We start from the raw sequence: 18,184 nt of genomic DNA, 5'->3' as shown, positions 1-18,184 counted from the left end.
CTTTATCATCTCCGCGACACATAGAAAAGAGGACTGAATGGCGAGTAACAACGTAGCCCAATTTGCCACCGAACTGAAGATGCCTGCAGATTTGCTGCTGACGCAGCTGCGTTCTGCCGGCGTCGAGAAAAGTTCGGCGTCAGATCCATTGTCGAAAGAGGATAAGGATAAGCTGCTCGAACACCTGCGCCGCACCCACGGCGCCGGTGAGCCGACTGAAAAGAAAAAGATCACGCTGACCCGCAAGGAAACCACCGAGATCAAACAGGCGGACGCCAATGGCAAAGCCCGCACCATCCAGGTGGCGGTCAAGAAGACCCGTACCTTCGTCCAGCGCGACGAACCGCTGACGACCACCGCTGCCGCCCCGGCCGCGCCGGTGATCGACGCGGCTGAAACCGCACGCCGCGAAGAAGAAGCCCGCAAGCAAGCGGAGCTGATCGCGCGTCAGGAAGCCGAACTGCGCGAGAAGCAAGAGCGTCTGGCCAAGCTGGAAGCCGACAAGGCAGCCCAGGCCAAGGCGACTGCTGAAGCAGAAGCTGCTGCCAAGAAGGAAGCTGAAGACGAAGCCAAGAAAGCTGCTGCCGCCAAGGCCGCTGCTGCCTCGGCGCCGGCTGCGCCTGCGGTCGATACTGCGGCGGAAGAAGCCAAGCAAAAAGCTGCTGCGGAAGAAGCCAAGAAGAAGGCTGCTGCTGCCAAGGAAGCTGCTGAACAAGCCGCTGCCACCGAGCGCGCACGCCAGGCGGTAGCCGATGAAGTCGCCCAGATCAAGGCCATGATGAATGCGCCGCGCCGCGCCATCAAGGCACCGGAGCCGGCACCGGCACCGGTCAAACCGAAAGTTGCTGAAGGCACGCTGCACAAGCCGGCGACCGCCGCCAATGCAGCCAAGCCCGGCGAGAAAAAAGACGACAAGAAACCAGCGGTTGCTGGCGACAAGAAATCGATCAAGTCGGCGAATGTGTCGTCGACCTGGCAGGACGATGCCAAGAAACGTGGCGCACCAGGTGGTGGCAAGGGCCGTGGCGGCAACGCCGGCGCTGGCGCCAGCACGGGCCGCGACAGCTGGCGCGGTGGCAAGGGTGGCCGTCGCCATCATCAGTCGGATGACCGCGAAAGCAACTTCCAGGCGCCAACCGAAGCCATCGTCAAGGATGTGCACGTTCCTGAAACCATCACCGTGGCCGAACTGGCGCACAAGATGTCCGTCAAGGCATCCGAGGTCATCAAGCAGCTCATGAAGCTGGGCCAGATGTGCACCATCAACCAGGTGCTGGACCAGGAAACCGCGATGATCGTGGTGGAAGAAATGGGCCACAAAGCCCACGCTGCCGAGGAAGACGATCCGGAAGCAATCCTGGCCGACCAGGGCGAGCACGCGCACTTCGAGTCCGTCTCGCGCGCACCGGTGGTGACCGTCATGGGTCACGTTGACCACGGTAAAACCTCGCTGCTGGATTACATCCGCCGTGCCAAAGTGGCGTCGGGTGAAGCCGGTGGCATTACCCAGCACATCGGCGCCTACCACGTGGAAACCCCGCGCGGCATCGTCACCTTCCTGGATACGCCAGGTCACGAAGCCTTTACGGCCATGCGTGCCCGCGGTGCGAAAGCCACCGACATCGTGATTCTGGTGGTGGCAGCGGACGACGGCGTGATGCCGCAAACCAAAGAAGCGATCGCTCACGCGAAAGCGGCTGGCGTGCCTCTGGTGGTGGCGATCAACAAGATCGACAAACCGGGCGGCAACGTTGACCGCGTCACGCAGGAGCTGGTTGCCGAGAGCGTGGTGCCGGAAGAATACGGTGGCGAATCGCCATTCGTGCCGGTATCGGCCAAGACCGGTGAAGGTATCGACAACCTGCTGGAGCAAGTGCTGCTGCAAGCTGAGGTGCTGGAACTGAAAGCACCGATCGATTCGCCGGCCCGTGGCCTGGTGGTTGAGGGCCGTCTGGATAAAGGTAAGGGTCCGGTCGCAACCGTGCTGGTGCAATCCGGTACGCTGAAGCGCGGCGACGTGATCCTGGCAGGTTCTTCGTATGGCCGGGTGCGTGCGATGCTGGACGAGAACGGCAAGCCGATTACCCAGGCTGGCCCATCGATTCCGGTCGAAATCCAGGGTCTGACCGAAGTGCCGCAAGCCGGTGAAGAAGTCATGGTCATGGCGGACGAGCGTAAAGCCCGTGAGATTGGCCTGTTCCGTCAAGGTAAGTTCCGCGACGTCAAACTGGCGAAACAGCAGGCCGCGAAACTGGAAAACATGTTCGACCAGATGGCCGAAGGCGAAGTGAAAAACCTGCCGCTGATCATCAAGACCGACGTGCAAGGTTCGCAAGAAGCGCTGGTGGGCTCGCTGCAGAAACTGTCGACCTCGGAAGTGCGGGTACAGATCGTGCACGCCGCAGTCGGTGGCATCACCGAGTCGGACGTCAATCTGGCGGTGGCCTCGAAAGCGGTCATCATCGGCTTCAACGCCCGTGCCGACGCCCAGGCGCGCAAGCTGGCCGAGTCGAACGGCGTGGACATCCGCTACTACAACATCATTTACGATGCGATCGACGAGATCAAGTCGGCGCTGTCGGGCATGCTGGCACCGGAAAAACGCGAAACCGTTACCGGCCAGGTCGAAGTACGCCAGGTCATCCTGGTCTCCAAAGTCGGCGCAGTGGCCGGCTGCCTGGTGACCGATGGTGTGGTCAAGCGTTCGTCGTCGGTGCGCCTGCTGCGCAACAACATCGTGGTGTGGACTGGGGAGATCGACTCGCTCAAACGCTTCAAGGACGACGCCAAGGAAGTCCGCGCCGGCCTGGAGTGCGGCCTGTCGCTGAAGAACTACAACGACATTCAGGTGGGCGACTCCCTGGAAGTGTTCGAAGTCCAGGAAATCGCGCGTACCCTGTAATTTCGGGGGAGCAAAGCAGTATCTGGTAAAGTGGACGGGCCCTCCCGTCCACTTGCCGTTTATGGAATCATCATGGCAAAACATAGCAAAAACATCCCACAGCGCGGCCTGCGCGTGGCTGATCAGATCCAGAAGGACCTGTCCGAACTGATCGCCTTTGAACTCAAAGATCCGCGCGTCGGCATGATTACGCTGGCAGAAGTGCAACTGACGCCGGATTACGCCCACGCCAAAATCTACTTCACCATGCTGAAGGACGATGCGGAAACCGTGAAGAACACCCTGGCCGGCCTCAACGCCGCCGCGGGCTACCTGCGCAACCAGCTGGGCAAGCGTCTGCACATCCACACGCTGCCGCAGCTGCACTTTGTGCATGACACCTCGGCCGCGCGCGGCATGGCCATGTCGGCACTGATCGACCAGGCCAACAGCACCCGCTCACTGGATGACGGCGTCGACGACGGCGAAGCGTAATGAATCAGGCCCGTGTAAAACGTGTCCGCGATCTCGTGGACGGCGTGCTGCTGCTCGACAAACCGGTAGGCCTGTCCAGCAATGACGCGCTGATCAAGGCCAAGCGCATCCTCAACGCCAAGAAGGCTGGCCACACCGGCACGCTCGATCCATTTGCCACCGGCCTGCTGCCGCTGTGCTTTGGCGAAGCCACCAAGTTCTCGCAGGACTTGCTGGAGGCGGACAAGAGCTACGACACCACCGTCCACCTGGGGCAGACCACCGATACCGGCGACACCGAAGGCCAGGTGCTGGAAACGCGCGAGGTCCATGTCACGCTGGCGCAGATTGAAGCCGTGCTGGCGCAATTCCGCGGCCCGATCAAGCAGGTGCCGCCGATGTACTCGGCGCTCAAGCGCGACGGCAAGCCATTGTACGAATACGCACGCGAAGGCATCACGCTCGAACGCGAAGCGCGCGATGTGGTGATTCACAAGCTGGAACTGATTTCCTACGAAGCGCCGTTCCTGAAACTGTCGGTCACTTGCAGCAAGGGGACGTATATCCGCGTGCTCGGCGAAGATATCGGCGCCGCGCTCGGCTGCGGTGCGCACCTGAACGCACTGCGCCGCACGCAGGTAGGCGAACTCACCACGGACCGCATGATTACGCTGGACGAGTTGGCTGTGCACGCAGCACCGCTGGACCTGTTGTCGCCGGTGGATGCCTTGCTGTCGAGCTTCCCACCGGTGCAGCTGAATGCCGACCTGGCCAAGCGTTTCCTGAACGGCCAGCGCCTGCCACTGGGCAAGGAACCGTCGATCACGGTGCCGCAGTATCAGGGCAGGGTGCGGGTCTATCTGGACGACAAGCTGCTGGGCACCGCCATCCTTGGCGAATACAGTATTCTCGCGCCAGAACGTTTAATCGCATTTACGCCGCAATAAAGCGATAAAGTTGCAACGCAACATGCTATACTAGAAGGCTTCGCGTACCTCGCGTACCCACTCGCAGTTTTTCCGCACATATACAACCATGTCTAATACTAAACGCGCAATTCGCAATATTGCAATCATCGCCCACGTTGACCACGGTAAAACCACCCTGGTTGACCAGCTGCTGCGCCAGTCTGGCACTTTCCGTGAGAACCAGGCTGTCGACACCCGAGTCATGGACTCGAACGATCTGGAAAAAGAACGTGGCATCACGATTCTGTCCAAGAACTGCGCGGTTGAGTACGAAGGCACCCACATCAACATCGTTGACACCCCAGGCCACGCCGACTTCGGCGGTGAAGTGGAGCGTGTGCTGTCGATGGTGGACTCGGTTCTGCTGCTGGTGGATGCCCAGGAAGGCCCAATGCCACAGACCCGTTTCGTGACCCGCAAGGCACTGGCCCTGGGCCTGAAGCCGATCGTGGTGGTCAACAAGGTGGACCGTCCAGGCGCGCGCGCTGACTGGGCCATCAACCAGACCTTCGAACTGTTCGACAAACTGGGCGCTACCGACGAGCAGCTGGACTTCCCTATCGTCTACGCCTCGGGTCTGAACGGCTACGCCGGCCTGACCGAAGACGTGCGCTCGGGCGACATGAAGCCACTGTTCGACGCCATCCTGGAACACGTGCCAGTCCGTGACGACAATCCAGATGGTCCGCTGCAAATGCAAATCACCTCGCTGGACTATTCGTCGTACGTGGGCAAGATCGGCATTGGCCGTATCAACCGCGGCCGCGTCAAAACCGGCCAGGACGTGATCGTTCTGAACGGTCCAGGCGCCACCCCGATCAAAGGCCGCATCAACCAGGTGCTGAACTTCAAAGGCCTGGAGCGCGTGCTGGTCGACGACGCAGTCGCTGGCGACATCGTGCTGATCAACGGTATCGAAGAAATCGGCATCGGTTCGACCGTGTGCGCACCGGATACCCCGGACGCGCTGCCGATGCTGACCGTTGACGAGCCGACCCTGACCATGAACTTCATGGTCAACAACTCGCCACTGGCTGGCCGCGAAGGCAAGTTCGTGACCTCGCGCCAGCTGCGCGACCGTCTGGACAAAGAACTCAAGGCCAACGTTGCTCTGCGCGTTGCACCAACCGACGACGACACCACGTTCGAAGTATCGGGCCGCGGCGAGCTGCACCTGACCATCCTGATCGAAAACATGCGTCGTGAAGGTTTCGAGCTGGCCGTATCGCGTCCACGCGTGGTGTTCAAAATGGTCGATGGCGTACGCCACGAGCCGTTCGAGCAACTGTCGGTCGACGTGGAAGAAGCCAACCAGGGCGGCGTCATGGAAGAACTGGGCCGTCGTCGTGGCGACCTGCAAAACATGGAATCGGACGGCAAGGGCCGTGTGCGTCTGGAATACCGTATTCCAGCACGTGGCCTGATCGGCTTCCAGGGCGAATTCATGACCCTGACCCGTGGTACCGGCCTGATGTCGCACGTGTTTGACGCGTACGCGCCAGTCGACAATAGCAAAGGCGAACTGGGCGGCCGTCGTAACGGCGTGCTGATCTCGCAAGACGACGGCGCTGCTGTTGCTTACGCCATCTGGAAACTGCAAGACCGCGGCCGTATGTTCGTGGTCCACAACGACCCAGTGTACGAAGGCATGATCATCGGTATCCACTCGCGTGACAACGATCTGGTGGTCAACCCGATCAAGGGCAAGCAGCTGACCAACGTGCGTTCGTCGGGTACCGACGAAGCCGTACGCCTGGTACCGCCGATCCAGATGTCGCTGGAATACGCAGTCGAATTCATCGACGACGACGAACTGGTGGAAATCACCCCGAAATCGATCCGTCTGCGCAAGCGTCACCTGAAAGAGCACGAGCGTAAAAAAGCTTCGCGCGAAGCGTAATTCGCGCCTGGCCGCAGGATCAAGAAGCCGCCGCAAGGCGGCTTTTTCATTTGCCTTTTCGCTCTTACTGGGGTACTTTTGTGCGTGGCAGCAAAAACGCAATGGAGGATCATGGTGAGCGATGACAAGAGCAACCCCTGGCTGAACTGGCCGGGTAATCCCTTCAACCTGGTACAGCAGGCCAGCGACTATTGGATCGACGCTGCCCAGCGTTCGGTCCTGTTCATGGAAGTGCTGCGCGAGCGCGGCGACGAGCGCAATCACCGCGCCGAGCAGACCGCGCCGCATGTGCTGAGTTTCAAATTTGAGGTCGTGATGGATGGCCGCCATCTCGAACGCCCCGTCAATTACGGCCTGCTGCACATCTTGCAGCCCGACGGCATCACCCCCGACCCCAGCAAACGTCCCTTCATCGTGTTCGACCCGCGCGCCGGCCATGGCCCCGGCATCGGCGGCATGAAACACGACAGTGAAATTGGCGTGGTCCTCAAGGCTGGCCATCCCTGCTATTTCGTCGGCTTCACGCCGCACCCGGTACCGGGCCAGACGATTGAAGACGTGTGCCGCGCCGAAGCCCGCTTCATTGCCAAGGTGGCTGAACTGCATCCGGAAGCGGATGGCAAACCTGCGCTGATCGGCAATTGCCAGGCCGGCTGGCAGATCATGATGACCAGCGCCTTGAATCCCGACCTGGTCGGCCCGCTGGTGCTGGCCGGTGCGCCGCTGTCCTACTGGGCTGGCGTGCGCGGCAAGAATCCGCTGCGCTATCTGGGCGGGGCGCTGGGCGGCACGTGGATGACGGCGCTCGCAGGCGACCTGGGGAACGGCATTTTCGACGGCGCACAGCTGGTCGAGAACTTTGAGAAGATGAATCCGTCCAATACCCTGTGGAGCAAAAACTACCACGTCTATTCCAAGATCGACACCGAAGCGCAGCGCTTCCTCGACTTTGAAAAATGGTGGGGCAATCCGGTGCTGCTGAACGCCGGTGAGATGCAATACATCGCCGACTCGCTGTTCGTCGGCAACCGCCTCAGCGATGCCGCGCTGCTCGACAGCGATGGCCACCGCATCGACCTGCGCAACATCAAGTCGCCGATCGTGGTGTTCTGCTCGTGGGGCGATGACATCACGCCGCCGCAGCAGGCGCTGGGCTGGGTACTGGATCTGTACGAGGACGACGCCGCGCTGGTGGCGGGCGGCCAGACCATCATCTACTCCATGCACCAGAGTATCGGCCACCTGGGCATCTTTGTGTCGGCTTCGGTGGCCAACAAGGAGCACGAAGAATTCACGGCCGCGATGGACATGATCGACATCATGCCGCCAGGCTTGTACGAAGCCGTCTTCCTCGACAAGGACGAGGAAATGCTGCAAGCGGAAATCGCTGCGGGCGACCTGGCCGCTGGCGACTATGTGATGCGTTTCGAGCGCCGCAATCTGGAGGCGCTGCGCGCGCTGGGCGGCAACGACGTGGCGGACGAACGCCGCTTCGCCACGGTGGCGCGCGTCTCGGAAATCAACAAGGGCCTGTACCAGACCTTTGCCAGCCCGATCGTGAAAAGCCTGGTCACGGAAGCGACGGCCGAACGCCTGCGCGAAGCCCATCCGCTGCGCATGCGCTACACCATGTTCTCCAGCAAAAATCCGCTGCTGAACAAGATACCGGAACTGGCCGAGAAGGTTCGCGCCGAGCGCCGTCCTGTGGCGCAGGACAATATCTTCCTGCAGATGCAGGAAGCGTGGTCGAAGCAGATCGTTGATGCGCTGGACCGCTACAAGGACATCCGCGATCAGGCCACCGAAAACATATTCCTGGGTGTGTATGGTTCGCCGGTGCTGCAGGCGCTGGTCGGCTTGAATACCGACGGCGGCAAGCCGCGCCGCATCGGCCGCGACATCGCGCGCGAAGCCGCGATCACCGCCAACCGCGCGGCGCTGGCCTTGCGCACGAAAGAGGGCGGTCTCACCGAGGGCATCATCCGCGCCTTGCTGTACATCTTCCGCAGCCCGGAAATGAGCGCTGCCGACGAGCGCGCGTTCGCCGCCATGCGCCAGCTGCGCCTGCGTACCTCGGATGACAAGGTGATGAGCGTGACGCTGTTGAAGAAGATCCTGCGCGAGCAGTATCTGATGCTGCAGGTGGATGAAGAGGCGGCTGTCAACGATCTGCCGCTGCTGTTGCCGGAAGAGCCGGAAGCACGCCAGGAAGCGCTCGGCATCGTGCGCCAGGTGGCCGGCGCCACTGGCACGCTGACCGGTGAGGCGGCGACGCGGCTGGAGCGCATCGCCACCATCTTTGGTCCAGCCACGCCGAAGCTGGCGGTGGTGCGCAAAAAGAAGGGCGACCCGACGGCCGCTTAATTCAGTGCCTTGCGCATGAAGACGCTGTGCGGATCGTCCGGGTAATCGCCGTACGGTCCGCAGCGTTCAAAGCCATGGCGTTCATACAGGGCCAGCGCTTCCGGCTGTTCTGGCCCGGTCTCCAGCACCATCTGCGGACAACCCGCACTCCGTGCAGTCTGTTCCAGTGCTCCCATCAATTGCCTGCCCATGCCGGTGCCGCGTGCAGCAGGCCGCACATACATGCGTTTGATCTCGGCGTAGTCCGGCGTCAGCACCACGGCGCAGCAGCCGACCACGGCGCCATCATCATTGCGCGCCACGGCAAACTGGATATTTGGTTGCAGCAGTTCCTGGATGTTCAAGGCGTACACGGCTTCCGGCGGATAGCGTTCCAGCAGGTAGGTGTCCAGTTCTGCGATCAACATGTGGACGTCGTGCTGATCCGGGGTTTCAAAGGCGATAGACATGGTGTGTCATTTTATTGGATGGTAAATCCAGTATAATGGATTTTATGGATATCAATCAACTCATTGCCAGCCGCGTGCTGGCCTTGCGCACGGCGTGTGGTTTATCGCTGGCCGCGCTGGCAGAACGTAGCGGCGTCAGCCGTTCCAATATTTCCCTGATCGAGCGCGGCGAAAGCAGCGCCACCGCCACAGTGCTGGACAAGCTGGCCAGTGCGCTGGGCGTGACACTGGCCTCCCTGTTCGAGACGGAGAGTGCGGCGCCGTCGCCGCTGAGCACGTTTGCGCAGCAGCCTGTGTGGACCGATCCGGATTCCGGCTACCAGCGGCGCCAGCTGTCGCCCGGCGTGCGCTCGCCGCTGCAACTGGTGGAAGTGGTATTTCCGCCGGGCCGCCGTGTGGCATACGACCAGTCGCCGCACAGCGCCGACATCTATCAGCAAGTCTGGCTGCTGGCGGGCGAGCTGGAAGTGACCACGGGCGAGCAGCGCTGGCGCATGCAGGCGGGCGACTGCCTGGCCTTCCGAGAGGGCCAGTTCATCGCCTACGAAAATCCCGGCGCCGTGCCGGCCCGCTACCTGGTCGGATTAGTGACGCTGCCTTTTGCGCTATAATGTCGACCCTTCTGCGTACCCCTTAGCGTTGCCACCATGACCATCATCATCGACCAGCCGACCGCCGCCCCAGCACCTGTAGTGCCAAGCCGCCGCCTGTCCGTCGCGCCGATGATGGACTGGACCGACCGCCACTGCCGCGTGTTCCACCGCGAGATCACCAAACACACCTGGCTGTACACCGAAATGGTGACCACCGGTGCGCTGGTGTATGGCGATGTGGAGCGCCACCTGCGCTTCAATGAAGAAGAGCATCCGGTGGCCCTGCAACTGGGCGGCAGCGATCCGGCCGACCTTGCCACCAGCGCCAAGCTGGGCGAGAAGTGGGGCTACGACGAAGTCAACCTGAACTGCGGCTGCCCGTCCGAGCGCGTGCAGAAGGGCGCGTTTGGCGCCTGCCTGATGGCTGAGCCCCAGCTCGTGGCCGACTGCGTCAAGGCCATGCGCGACGCGGTATCGATCGACGTCACCGTCAAGCACCGCATCGGCATTGACGACGTGCAAAGCTATGAGTTCGTGCGTGACTTCGTCGGCAAGGTGGCGGACGCCGGCTGCACCACCTTCATCGTGCATGCCCGCAACGCCATTCTCAAAGGCCTGTCGCCAAAGGAAAACCGCGAAATCCCGCCGCTGAAGTACGAGTACGCCTACCAGCTCAAGCGCGACTTCCCTGACTTCGAAATCATCATCAACGGCGGCATCAAAACCGAGGCCGAAATTGATGAACACCTGCAGCACCTGGACGGTGTCATGCTGGGCCGCGAGGCGTATCACAACCCGTTTTTGATGGCCAATTTCGACCAGCGCTACTACGGCGACACGTCCGAACCCAAGACGCGCGAGCAGGTACTGCAAGCCATGGTGCCGTATATCCAGGCACAGCTGGCGCAGTACGGCCCGCTGGGCCTCAAGCTCAATTCCATCACCCGCCACATGCTCGGCATCATGACCGGCCTGCCCGGCGCTCGTGCCTTCCGCCAAACCCTGTCCGATTCCAAAAAGCTCGCCGCCGGCGACGCCCAACTGCTGCTCGAAGCCGCAGCCCGTTTGCGTATTACTGCGTAGAAATAGCCCTTTTGGCAAACTTTAGATGGGTGTGGCGAAATTTCCACGCGGAAAATTCGTTTGCGTATTTTTGAGGCAGTAATTGCTTGCTTTGAAGCAAAATTTGCATCTATAATTCCTGAATATACACACATATCCACCGACTTCAGTGGTGTATTGCTGGTTCCAAAAAACTACATGTGGGCTGCTGGTGGAGCTGCAAATTTTTGCATTCGCAGTCATTGTTTGCTACTGTCATAGTATATTACTTAGCAGCAAGGGTTTTGTTTGGGTGGCAGGTCCAAAAGTCGCGTCATCCGAGGCAACTTCATCAACAGTGTCAATTACGAAGAAGACGAAATGAATTTAGCAAAAATGAAAGTCGGTACTCGCCTGGGCCTCGGTTTCGCTCTGGTACTGCTGTTTTTGGTGGCGGTGACTGCCGTAGGTATCCTGCGCATGTCACAGATCCAGAACCGTCTCGATCACGTGATTAGCGTGAACAACGTCGTATCGCGCCTGGTGGTCGATATGCGTAACAACGTCGGCGAACGCATCAACTCGCTGCGCGTACTGACCATGATTGCTGACCCGGCTGACATGGAACAAGACATGAACCGCATCAAGGAACTGGCTGGCAAGTATGCGGATGCACAGAACAAACTGAGCGCACAGTTCGCGCAGGAAGCCACCGCAGAAGAAAAAGCGCTGCTGGCGACTGTGAAGGAAAGCGAAGGCGTGGCCATGCCAGCCATCGCCAAAGCCTCGGAACTGTGGCTGGCGGGCAAAGCGGAAGAAGCAACCCGCGTGCTGGTGAAGGAGATCCGTCCAGCCCAGAAAAAATGGATGACCGCGCTGGAACAACTGGGCGCGCTGGAAGACAAGATGAACGCGCAGATGCAGGTGGATGCCGCCAACGGCTTCTCCAGCGCCCGTACCTTCATGATCATCATGGGCCTGCTGGCCGTGGCGATCTCGGTAGCCGCTGCACTGGTCATCACCCGCGGCCTGCTGAAACAGCTGGGCGGCGAGCCTGACTACACCGCATCGATCGCTGGCAGCATTGCCAATGGCGACCTGTCGGTATTGATCGACACCAACAGCGGCGACAAAGACAGCCTGCTGGCGGAAATGAAAGAAATGCGCAACAGCCTGGTGGACATCGTTGGCCAGGTCCGTACCGGCACCGAAACCATCGGCACCGCGTCGCGTGAAATCGCGGCCGGTAACGTTGACCTGTCGTCGCGTACTGAAATGCAGGCATCGTCGCTGGAGAAAACCGCGTCGGCCATGGACGAGCTGACCTCGACCGTGAAGCAGAATGCCGACAACGCCCGTGAAGCCAACCAGCTGGCCTCGGCCGCGTCGGATGTGGCAGTCAAAGGCGGCCAGGTAGTGTCGCAAGTGGTTGATACCATGAGCTCGATCGACGCATCGGCCAAGAAAATTGTGGACATCATCGGCGTGATCGATGGCATCGCCTTCCAGACCAACATCCTGGCACTGAACGCGGCAGTCGAAGCAGCGCGCGCTGGTGAACAGGGCCGCGGCTTCGCCGTGGTGGCGTCGGAAGTGCGTAACCTGGCACAGCGCAGCGCTGCGGCAGCAAAAGAAATCAAGGCACTCATCGATGACTCGGTCGAGAAAGTCGGCGCCGGTACCAAACTGGTCGGCCAGGCCGGTATGACCATGGACGAGGTAGTGTCCTCGGTGCGCCGCGTTACCGACATCATGGGTGAAATCGCCAACGCCAGCCAGGAACAGAGCGCTGGTATTGCCCAGGTCAACCAGTCCATCATCGAGATGGACAGCATGACCCAACAGAATGCCGCGCTGGTGGAAGAAGCCGCCGCCGCAGCACAAAGCTTGCAAGATCAGGCCGGCGAGCTGGCTCGCGTGGTCAGCATCTTCAAGCTCGTGGAAGGTGAAGAGCGCATTGCTGTTGCTGCGCCAGCATTTGCCACCAAGGCCGCCACGGTCAAACCGATCGCGGCAGCCCGCGCTCCAGTGAAAAAGCTGGCTACCAAGCCAGCCGCTGCACCGGCAGCCAAACCGAAAAAAGTCGCCTCGGCAGCCAGCACCGCCGGCAGCGACGAGTGGGAAGAGTTCTAAGTTCTGAAAATTTTGCCGCAGTCTGCCGTCCACCCTTGTGGACAGATGGCCCGCTGTGGAGTTCGTTTAACTAGTGTTTAAAAACAATTTAGGAAATCATATTATGAACAAGTCTGTATTCGCCGCCGTCATCCTGTCCATCGCTTCGTCCGCCTTCGCCGGTGAAGTACCTGCCTCGCTGGCCGATAAAAACTGCAAAGCTGAATATCCAAAAGCTTCGCTGATGAACGAAGAACAGGGCGATGTCACCATGGCCTTCCTGGTTGGTGCCGACGGTAACGTCGTCGAGTCGAAAGTAGAAAAATCGTCCGGTTTCAAGAACCTGGACAAAGCAGCCCTGAAAGCCCTGAGCGCCTGCAAATTCAAACCTGGTACCAAAGACGGCTCGATCGCCCAGACCTGGACCAAAGTCGACTATAGCTGGAAGCTGTAATTCAATCTCAGAGGCGGCCGTGCGGGTGCATGGCCTGAGTGCCGGATAAAAACACTTGGGGGTTCAGATGTCTATCAATAAGCGTTGGATGAGTGTTATTGCAGCAGTGCTCGTATCGGGCGCACCGGCAGCTTTTGCCGCAGAGGTTCCTGCCAGTTTTGATGCTAAAAACTGCAAGGCCGAATACCCGAAAGCTTCGTTGATGAATGAAGAGCAGGGCACCGTGTCGATGTCGTTCCTGGTCAAGTCGGATGGTACTGTTGCGGATTCCAAGGTTGAGAAGAGCAGCGGTTTCAAAAATCTGGACAAGGCCGCCATCAAAGCCCTGAGCGCCTGCAAATTTAAACCCGGCACCAAGGACGGCGCCCCCGCCGAAACCTGGACCAAGGTCGATTACGCCTGGAAACTTGACTGATTTCCGGCCGCTACTGAGCAAAAAAGGAACCGCCTGAGGTTCCTTTTTTTTCGCTTGAGTAAAGTGGTGTAACAAGCTGTAATGGGCCGCGAACGGCGTATGATTTCCTTATATAGTAGGATCTGGAATGAGGAGATTGCCATGAAAACTATCGTTGCAGTAGTTGCCGCCCTGGCGGCGCTGACTGGCTGTGCGACCCAGCAGCGGCCAGCGTATTACACCACGACCCGCGTGCAAGACCCCTATCAGTGGCATACCGTGTCGGTCATGCCTTCTGGTAGCCAGGCACAGTCGGGCACCTGGACTGAAGAGCTGCCGGCACAGCAGCCGTCGCGCGTCACGTACAGCACGGAGCCGGCCTATACCACCACCACGACTTACGTCAGCCAGCCGGTCTACTATGCACCCGCACCGGTGTATTACGCGCCGGCGCCGGCCTATTACTACCCGCCGGTATCGATCGGACTGGACTTCTCGTTCGGCCACTGGTGCTGCCGGGGCGGCTGGGGCCACCGCGGCTACTACCGTCACCGTTAAGCAGCAACACCGCCGCCCATGCGGCGGTTTTTATTTGGAGCCCGCGTATTTGTGGGTTGCCACGCGGGCACTGGCCGGCGCCATGCCGGCTTTCTTTTTGAAGTACAGCGTCACGCTTTCCTTGAGCTGGTCGAGTTTGCTTTTTTCGACAAACATCCCCTTGTTCTGCCGTACCGGATCGAGCACATAGCGCGATTCCGCAATGAAGCGCGTGCATTCGGTGAGCAGCGGGTCCAGGTGCTGGCGCTTGTTCTTTTCCCACTCGGCCATCCAGCCGTCCTCGATGATGTTGTCGCACAGGATGTTCAGCACATTGCTGGTGGTGTTGTTGGCCAGGTAGTAGGCGCCCAGCAGCGGCGACACCTTGAAGATGTTCGAGGTCAGCGCCTCCATCGCGTGGTTGGACAGGATCAGGTTGACCTTCTTCACCTCCTTGTAACGCGCTCCCATAATCATGATCTTCTGGCAGGTGGTGGCGATCGCGCTGGCCGCCGCGACGGCCGGGCCGGATGCACCGCCCAGGTCGGCAAACAGGCCGGCGGTGGATACCGCCAGCTGCGTGGTCTGGATGGTCGCCAGCGCGGCGTGTTCGTTGCGGCTGGTGCGCAGCAAGTCGGCCACGGCATCGCAGGCGTCGCGCGCATCGCCGGGCAGCAGGAAGCCGCGCTGCACCGTGGTCTTGCGCGATTTGTGCCAGTCCATGGCGGCCGTGCCCCAGTTGCTGGCCGCCTTGGCGCCGGCCTTGACCTGCTGCACCAGCGGCAATGCCGAGCTGATGAACTCCGACATGAACTCAATGCCCAGCTCGGTGATGATGACGTTGAGGTCAACGCAGTCGAACAGTTCAAACAGCAGCCGCAGCACTTTATCGAAGCCGGGAATTTCCAGCATCCGGGGGAAGTCGATGCCGGGGATGTGAATGGCGCTGAAGTCGATGCTGCCGAGGTCGATTTCGGGCAAGTCCACATTGGGCAGGTGGACCTCGGGCAGGTTGATGTCTGGCAGCGCCAGGTGCGGCAGGCGGATGGTCAGGTCGATGTTGAAGAAGTCCGGGAACAGGTCGCGGATATTCGGAAACAGCAGGTTGAAGTCGATGTCGAAGATGCGGCTCAGGTCGTACAGGATGGCGGGGATGTTCACATCCGGGAAGCGCGCCAGGATTTTATACACCAGCGCGCGTAGCGATATCTCCGGCAGCAGGTCCTTGAACTTGAGGATGCCTTTCAGGTTCAGCCTGATCTTGGGCAGGTTGAAGCCGGGCAGGTGGCCCAGCTTGATATCGGGGATCAGGTAGATGTCAAAGTTGGGAATCGGGATGCGCGGCATGGTGAAATCCACCAGCTGCCGCAAGTCCAGCCCCTTGAACAGGTTCAGGTTCAGCGACGGCAGATTCATGTCCGGCAGGCTCAGATCGGGCACGCCGACGCCGGGAATCGCAGCCAGGCTTTTCTTGGCGTCCTTGGCCGACTTGGCCAGCGTTTTGGCATCCTCTACCCGGCTCTTGGGCCGCAGATGGGTGTCATTGAACATGGCCCGCAACGACTCTCTGCGTTCACGTTCGATGGCGCTAAAGGCTTCCCGTAACTTCGTTTCTTCCTGAAAGGTCAGCGGCATGCCAGTCTCCCGAACGTGTGCGAAAAAAAGCAGAGTGAGTACGTTTTTATAACAGAAGACTATGTCTCAGTCATCACAAATGCTTAATTTCGGCAAGTTTGTTGCGTGAGCCGCGCATGCACCCCGGCCATGAAGGCGGAGTCCTTGAAACGCCGGATCAGGAAGGTGAACAGCAGCGAGGTCAGCACGAAATACAGGCTGCAATACAGGTAGACCGGCACCATGACGCTGGTGCCGGTGGCAGCGATCACCGTGTTGCAACGGCTGACCAGTTCGCTCACGCCCACCAGTGACGAGGCGCTGGAAGCGACAAAGGAAATCAGGAACACATTGATCCAGGTGGGGATGAACAGCAGCGCCGCGCCGATGTCGCCGCGCTGCCAGGCGCGGTAGGCCACTACCAGGCTTTCCGACGTGAACGAGAGTGGCGCGGCGGCCAGCCCGATCACCGCCTTGCTCCATTGCGGGATGTGGATCACCGTGCTGCCGAGCGAGAACTCGGTCGGCAGCACGAACACCGCGTAAAAAATCAGCGCCAGGGTGGGCACGCCACGGAAGAAGGTCGAGAGCTGTTCCGCGGCCGTGGCGATGGCGCCGCTCTTGCGCACGCGCAGCCAGGCCAGTCCGGCGCCCAGCAGCGAGCCCAGCGTTACGGCGCAGATGGCGATGAAAATATTCCACATGAAGCCCTGCAGCAGGAACGGCGTCCACGTGATGAGGAAGCTCGGCGTTTCGCTATTCATGGTTGCCCCGCCGGCAGCAGCGCTTTTTCAGCGTAGTTGAACAGGCGTGTCCACAGGCTGGTGATGAGGTAGAAGGTCAGCACCAGCATGGTCATGGTCAGGAAGATGTTGCCCTTCTCGGCGATCAGCAGGCTGGCCGCGCTGAGCAGTTCAGGTATGGCGATGGCTGAAGCGATCATGGTCTGCTTGGTCAGGTTGATGAGCGCCTGCTTGATCGGCCAGTTGGCATAGGTGGCGGTGCGCGACAGGTTGTGCAGACGCAGCACGAAGCCGGCGTCATAGCTGCGGATGTGCGTGGACGCTTCCAGCAGCGCGCGCATCACCAGCCCCGCCGTGTAGTAGCCGGAGCAGAACGAGGCCACCGCAAACGCCGGCAGCTTGATGCCGTACTCGCGCATGGTCCAGCCGCCGAGGCCAAAGAAGATCAGATACATCATCAGCAGCGGCGGCGTCAGGCGGCCGTACGCCATGATGGCGTGAATGACCTTGGCGCCCCAGCCGCTACGGTGATCCACGGCGACCGACACGGCCACGCCCAGCACCAGGCTGATGGCGATGCTGCAGGCGATCAGCAGCATGGTGTAGGCGATCCCCGTGATGAACTGCTTGCGGTCGTAGGGATCGTAGATGAAGTTGAGATCCACATCCAGCTGTTCCTTGAGCCACAGGCCGACCGCCTGCAAACCGCTGACCTCCGTGCTGGAGACATACTCGGTATTGCGGCACGCCGCCGGCCAGCGGCCAGCAGCGTTGCGCGTGCACAGGTATTGGCCTTGCTCGTCGCGCTCCAGGAACAGTGTCTGCTGCGTATGCAGCCAGCCGGTGGAGGTGATGCCCCAGCGCTGGCTGGCTGCCAGCAGCCAGCCGGTACGGTGCAGGTCGGCCAGGATATCGCCCAGCGCGACATCCAGCGCGCCGCCTTGCTCGTTGCGCGGAATGAAAATGGCCATCGGCGTGACGAGTGCATTGGGCAGCGTCATGCGGTAGCCCTGCCACTCGGGCAGCTGGACGGTGTTGGCCAGGGCCGCCGTTGCATACAGGAAGCCGGCGCACTGGCCATCGCGCAGCGCCAGATGGGCGTCGCGCACGGTCTTGTAGGTTTGCAGTTCCAGCAGATAGCGCTCGGCCATCGGCTTGTTGAAGTAGCTGCCTTGCACCGCGCAGATGGTTTGCTGGCGGATGTTGGCCCAGCTGTCCACCGCCTTGCCCGGCGCGAACAGCAGGTTGACGCTGGTTTCGGAATAGCCGGGCTCCACTGCGGTGGCAATCATGCGGCGGGACGGCGTGTCGCCGACGGTGGCGATCAGGATATCGACATCGCCCAGCTCCAGTTTCTGAAAGCGGTTTTCCGTGGTGATGCTGACCTTCTTCAGGCCCACGCCCAGGCGCTCGGCAATCAGGGCCGCGATGTCGCTTTCAAAGCCGATCACCTCGCCCTTGGCATTCAGGGAGTTGAATGGGCCGAAGTCGGTTTTCACGCCCACGCGGATGACATGTTTCTTGCGAATATTGTCGAGCGTCGGGCTGTCCGCGCCCTGTGCTGCCAGCGACAGAAAAAGCAAACCGATCAACCCCAGTAGTTTCAAAAAGGCGCGGTTCATGGGCGTTTTCTATAGGCTGGTGTTCACTTTCCATGCTA

15 protein-coding genes are annotated in these 18,184 nt (G+C 60.5%); 11 read left to right on the top strand and 4 right to left on the bottom strand.

Translation table 11 applies throughout. The features are described 5' to 3' along the window. The first annotated feature begins 37 nt into the window (after positions 1–37). From infB to BUA36_RS12035, 5 genes are all read left to right on the top strand, one after another. The gene (gene infB, locus BUA36_RS12055) at positions 38–2,902 is read left to right on the top strand and encodes a translation initiation factor IF-2 (protein ID WP_072784792.1); all 2,865 of its coding nucleotides are present in this window, start codon (positions 38–40) and stop codon (positions 2,900–2,902) included. A gap of 72 nt (positions 2,903–2,974) precedes the next feature. Continuing rightward, entirely contained in the window at positions 2,975–3,376 is a 402-nt protein-coding gene (gene rbfA, locus BUA36_RS12050) for a 30S ribosome-binding factor RbfA (protein ID WP_072784790.1), read from the top strand. Beyond that, entirely contained in the window at positions 3,376–4,302 is a 927-nt protein-coding gene (truB, locus tag BUA36_RS12045; RefSeq protein ID WP_072784788.1) for a tRNA pseudouridine(55) synthase TruB, read from the top strand. The genes rbfA and truB overlap by 1 nt, the downstream gene beginning before the upstream one ends. Before the next feature lie 88 nt (positions 4,303–4,390). Continuing rightward, complete coding sequence (gene typA, locus BUA36_RS12040) at positions 4,391–6,223, top strand: translational GTPase TypA (RefSeq protein WP_072784786.1); 1,833 nt, start codon at positions 4,391–4,393, stop codon at positions 6,221–6,223. Between the two features lie 111 nt (positions 6,224–6,334). Next, positions 6,335–8,587: a DUF3141 domain-containing protein gene (locus BUA36_RS12035; RefSeq protein ID WP_202413879.1), complete on the top strand. Its 2,253-nt coding sequence runs from the start codon at positions 6,335–6,337 to the stop codon at positions 8,585–8,587. On the opposite strand, the gene BUA36_RS12030 is transcribed toward BUA36_RS12035, so the two are convergent. Next, complete coding sequence (locus BUA36_RS12030; protein WP_072784784.1) at positions 8,584–9,036, bottom strand: GNAT family N-acetyltransferase; 453 nt, start codon at positions 9,034–9,036, stop codon at positions 8,584–8,586. The genes BUA36_RS12035 and BUA36_RS12030 overlap by 4 nt on opposite strands. Before the next feature lie 44 nt (positions 9,037–9,080). Between BUA36_RS12030 and BUA36_RS12025 the strand changes: the two genes are divergently transcribed. The 6 genes from BUA36_RS12025 (at position 9,081) to BUA36_RS12000 (ending at position 14,188) form a co-directional block, all read left to right on the top strand. Further along, positions 9,081–9,647 carry a helix-turn-helix domain-containing protein gene (locus BUA36_RS12025; protein ID WP_072785453.1) on the top strand — a complete coding sequence of 189 codons (567 nt, stop codon included), beginning with the start codon at positions 9,081–9,083 and terminating at the stop codon, positions 9,645–9,647. Between the two features lie 36 nt (positions 9,648–9,683). Next, positions 9,684–10,712 (top strand): tRNA dihydrouridine(20/20a) synthase DusA, encoded by a 1,029-nt coding sequence (gene dusA, locus BUA36_RS12020; RefSeq protein WP_072784782.1) that lies wholly within the window; start codon positions 9,684–9,686, stop codon positions 10,710–10,712. A gap of 339 nt (positions 10,713–11,051) precedes the next feature. Then, positions 11,052–12,803, top strand: coding sequence for a methyl-accepting chemotaxis protein (locus BUA36_RS12015; RefSeq protein WP_202413880.1), 1,752 nt, complete (start codon positions 11,052–11,054; stop codon positions 12,801–12,803). Positions 12,804–12,906: 103 nt separating this feature from the next. Then, entirely contained in the window at positions 12,907–13,236 is a 330-nt protein-coding gene (locus BUA36_RS12010; RefSeq protein WP_072784777.1) for an energy transducer TonB, read from the top strand. 67 nt (positions 13,237–13,303) lie between these two features. Then, positions 13,304–13,651, top strand: coding sequence for an energy transducer TonB (locus BUA36_RS12005; RefSeq protein ID WP_202413881.1), 348 nt, complete (start codon positions 13,304–13,306; stop codon positions 13,649–13,651). A gap of 141 nt (positions 13,652–13,792) precedes the next feature. After that, complete coding sequence (locus BUA36_RS12000) at positions 13,793–14,188, top strand: hypothetical protein (RefSeq protein ID WP_072784775.1); 396 nt, start codon at positions 13,793–13,795, stop codon at positions 14,186–14,188. Positions 14,189–14,218: 30 nt separating this feature from the next. On the opposite strand, the gene BUA36_RS11995 is transcribed toward BUA36_RS12000, so the two are convergent. The 3 genes from BUA36_RS11995 to BUA36_RS11985 all read right to left on the bottom strand — a co-directional run bounded on the left by BUA36_RS11995 (position 14,219) and on the right by BUA36_RS11985 (position 18,146). Next, positions 14,219–15,802 carry a hypothetical protein gene (locus BUA36_RS11995; RefSeq protein ID WP_072784773.1) on the bottom strand — a complete coding sequence of 528 codons (1,584 nt, stop codon included), beginning with the start codon at positions 15,800–15,802 and terminating at the stop codon, positions 14,219–14,221. An 83-nt stretch (positions 15,803–15,885) separates the two neighbouring features. Then, positions 15,886–16,545 (bottom strand): ABC transporter permease subunit, encoded by a 660-nt coding sequence (locus BUA36_RS11990; protein WP_072784771.1) that lies wholly within the window; start codon positions 16,543–16,545, stop codon positions 15,886–15,888. Beyond that, positions 16,542–18,146 (bottom strand): transporter substrate-binding domain-containing protein, encoded by a 1,605-nt coding sequence (locus BUA36_RS11985; protein ID WP_229255690.1) that lies wholly within the window; start codon positions 18,144–18,146, stop codon positions 16,542–16,544. Before BUA36_RS11985 ends, BUA36_RS11990 begins: the two co-directional genes overlap by 4 nt. Positions 18,147–18,184: the final 38 nt, after the last annotated feature.

Origin of the sequence: Duganella sacchari (assembly GCF_900143065.1) — a bacterium.
Lineage (GTDB): Bacteria > Pseudomonadota > Gammaproteobacteria > Burkholderiales > Burkholderiaceae_D > Rugamonas > Rugamonas sacchari.
Note: the sequence above shows the minus strand (reverse complement) of the source record. Positions and strands in the feature narration are given on the sequence as shown.

Excerpts from the sequence above, each read along its gene's own strand:
- infB (WP_072784792.1), top strand. The coding sequence starts at position 38 with ATGGCGAGTAACAACGTAGCCCAATTTGCCACCGAACTGAAGATGCCT.
- rbfA (WP_072784790.1), top strand. The coding sequence starts at position 2,975 with ATGGCAAAACATAGCAAAAACATCCCACAGCGCGGCCTGCGCGTGGCT.
- truB (WP_072784788.1), top strand. The coding sequence starts at position 3,376 with ATGAATCAGGCCCGTGTAAAACGTGTCCGCGATCTCGTGGACGGCGTG.
- typA (WP_072784786.1), top strand. The coding sequence starts at position 4,391 with ATGTCTAATACTAAACGCGCAATTCGCAATATTGCAATCATCGCCCAC.
- BUA36_RS12035 (WP_202413879.1), top strand. The coding sequence starts at position 6,335 with ATGGTGAGCGATGACAAGAGCAACCCCTGGCTGAACTGGCCGGGTAAT.
- BUA36_RS12030 (WP_072784784.1), bottom strand. The coding sequence starts at position 9,036 with ATGTCTATCGCCTTTGAAACCCCGGATCAGCACGACGTCCACATGTTG.
- BUA36_RS12025 (WP_072785453.1), top strand. The coding sequence starts at position 9,081 with ATGGATATCAATCAACTCATTGCCAGCCGCGTGCTGGCCTTGCGCACG.
- dusA (WP_072784782.1), top strand. The coding sequence starts at position 9,684 with ATGACCATCATCATCGACCAGCCGACCGCCGCCCCAGCACCTGTAGTG.
- BUA36_RS12015 (WP_202413880.1), top strand. The coding sequence starts at position 11,052 with ATGAATTTAGCAAAAATGAAAGTCGGTACTCGCCTGGGCCTCGGTTTC.
- BUA36_RS12010 (WP_072784777.1), top strand. The coding sequence starts at position 12,907 with ATGAACAAGTCTGTATTCGCCGCCGTCATCCTGTCCATCGCTTCGTCC.
- BUA36_RS12005 (WP_202413881.1), top strand. The coding sequence starts at position 13,304 with ATGTCTATCAATAAGCGTTGGATGAGTGTTATTGCAGCAGTGCTCGTA.
- BUA36_RS12000 (WP_072784775.1), top strand. The coding sequence starts at position 13,793 with ATGAAAACTATCGTTGCAGTAGTTGCCGCCCTGGCGGCGCTGACTGGC.
- BUA36_RS11995 (WP_072784773.1), bottom strand. The coding sequence starts at position 15,802 with ATGCCGCTGACCTTTCAGGAAGAAACGAAGTTACGGGAAGCCTTTAGC.
- BUA36_RS11990 (WP_072784771.1), bottom strand. The coding sequence starts at position 16,545 with ATGAATAGCGAAACGCCGAGCTTCCTCATCACGTGGACGCCGTTCCTG.
- BUA36_RS11985 (WP_229255690.1), bottom strand. The coding sequence starts at position 18,146 with ATGAACCGCGCCTTTTTGAAACTACTGGGGTTGATCGGTTTGCTTTTT.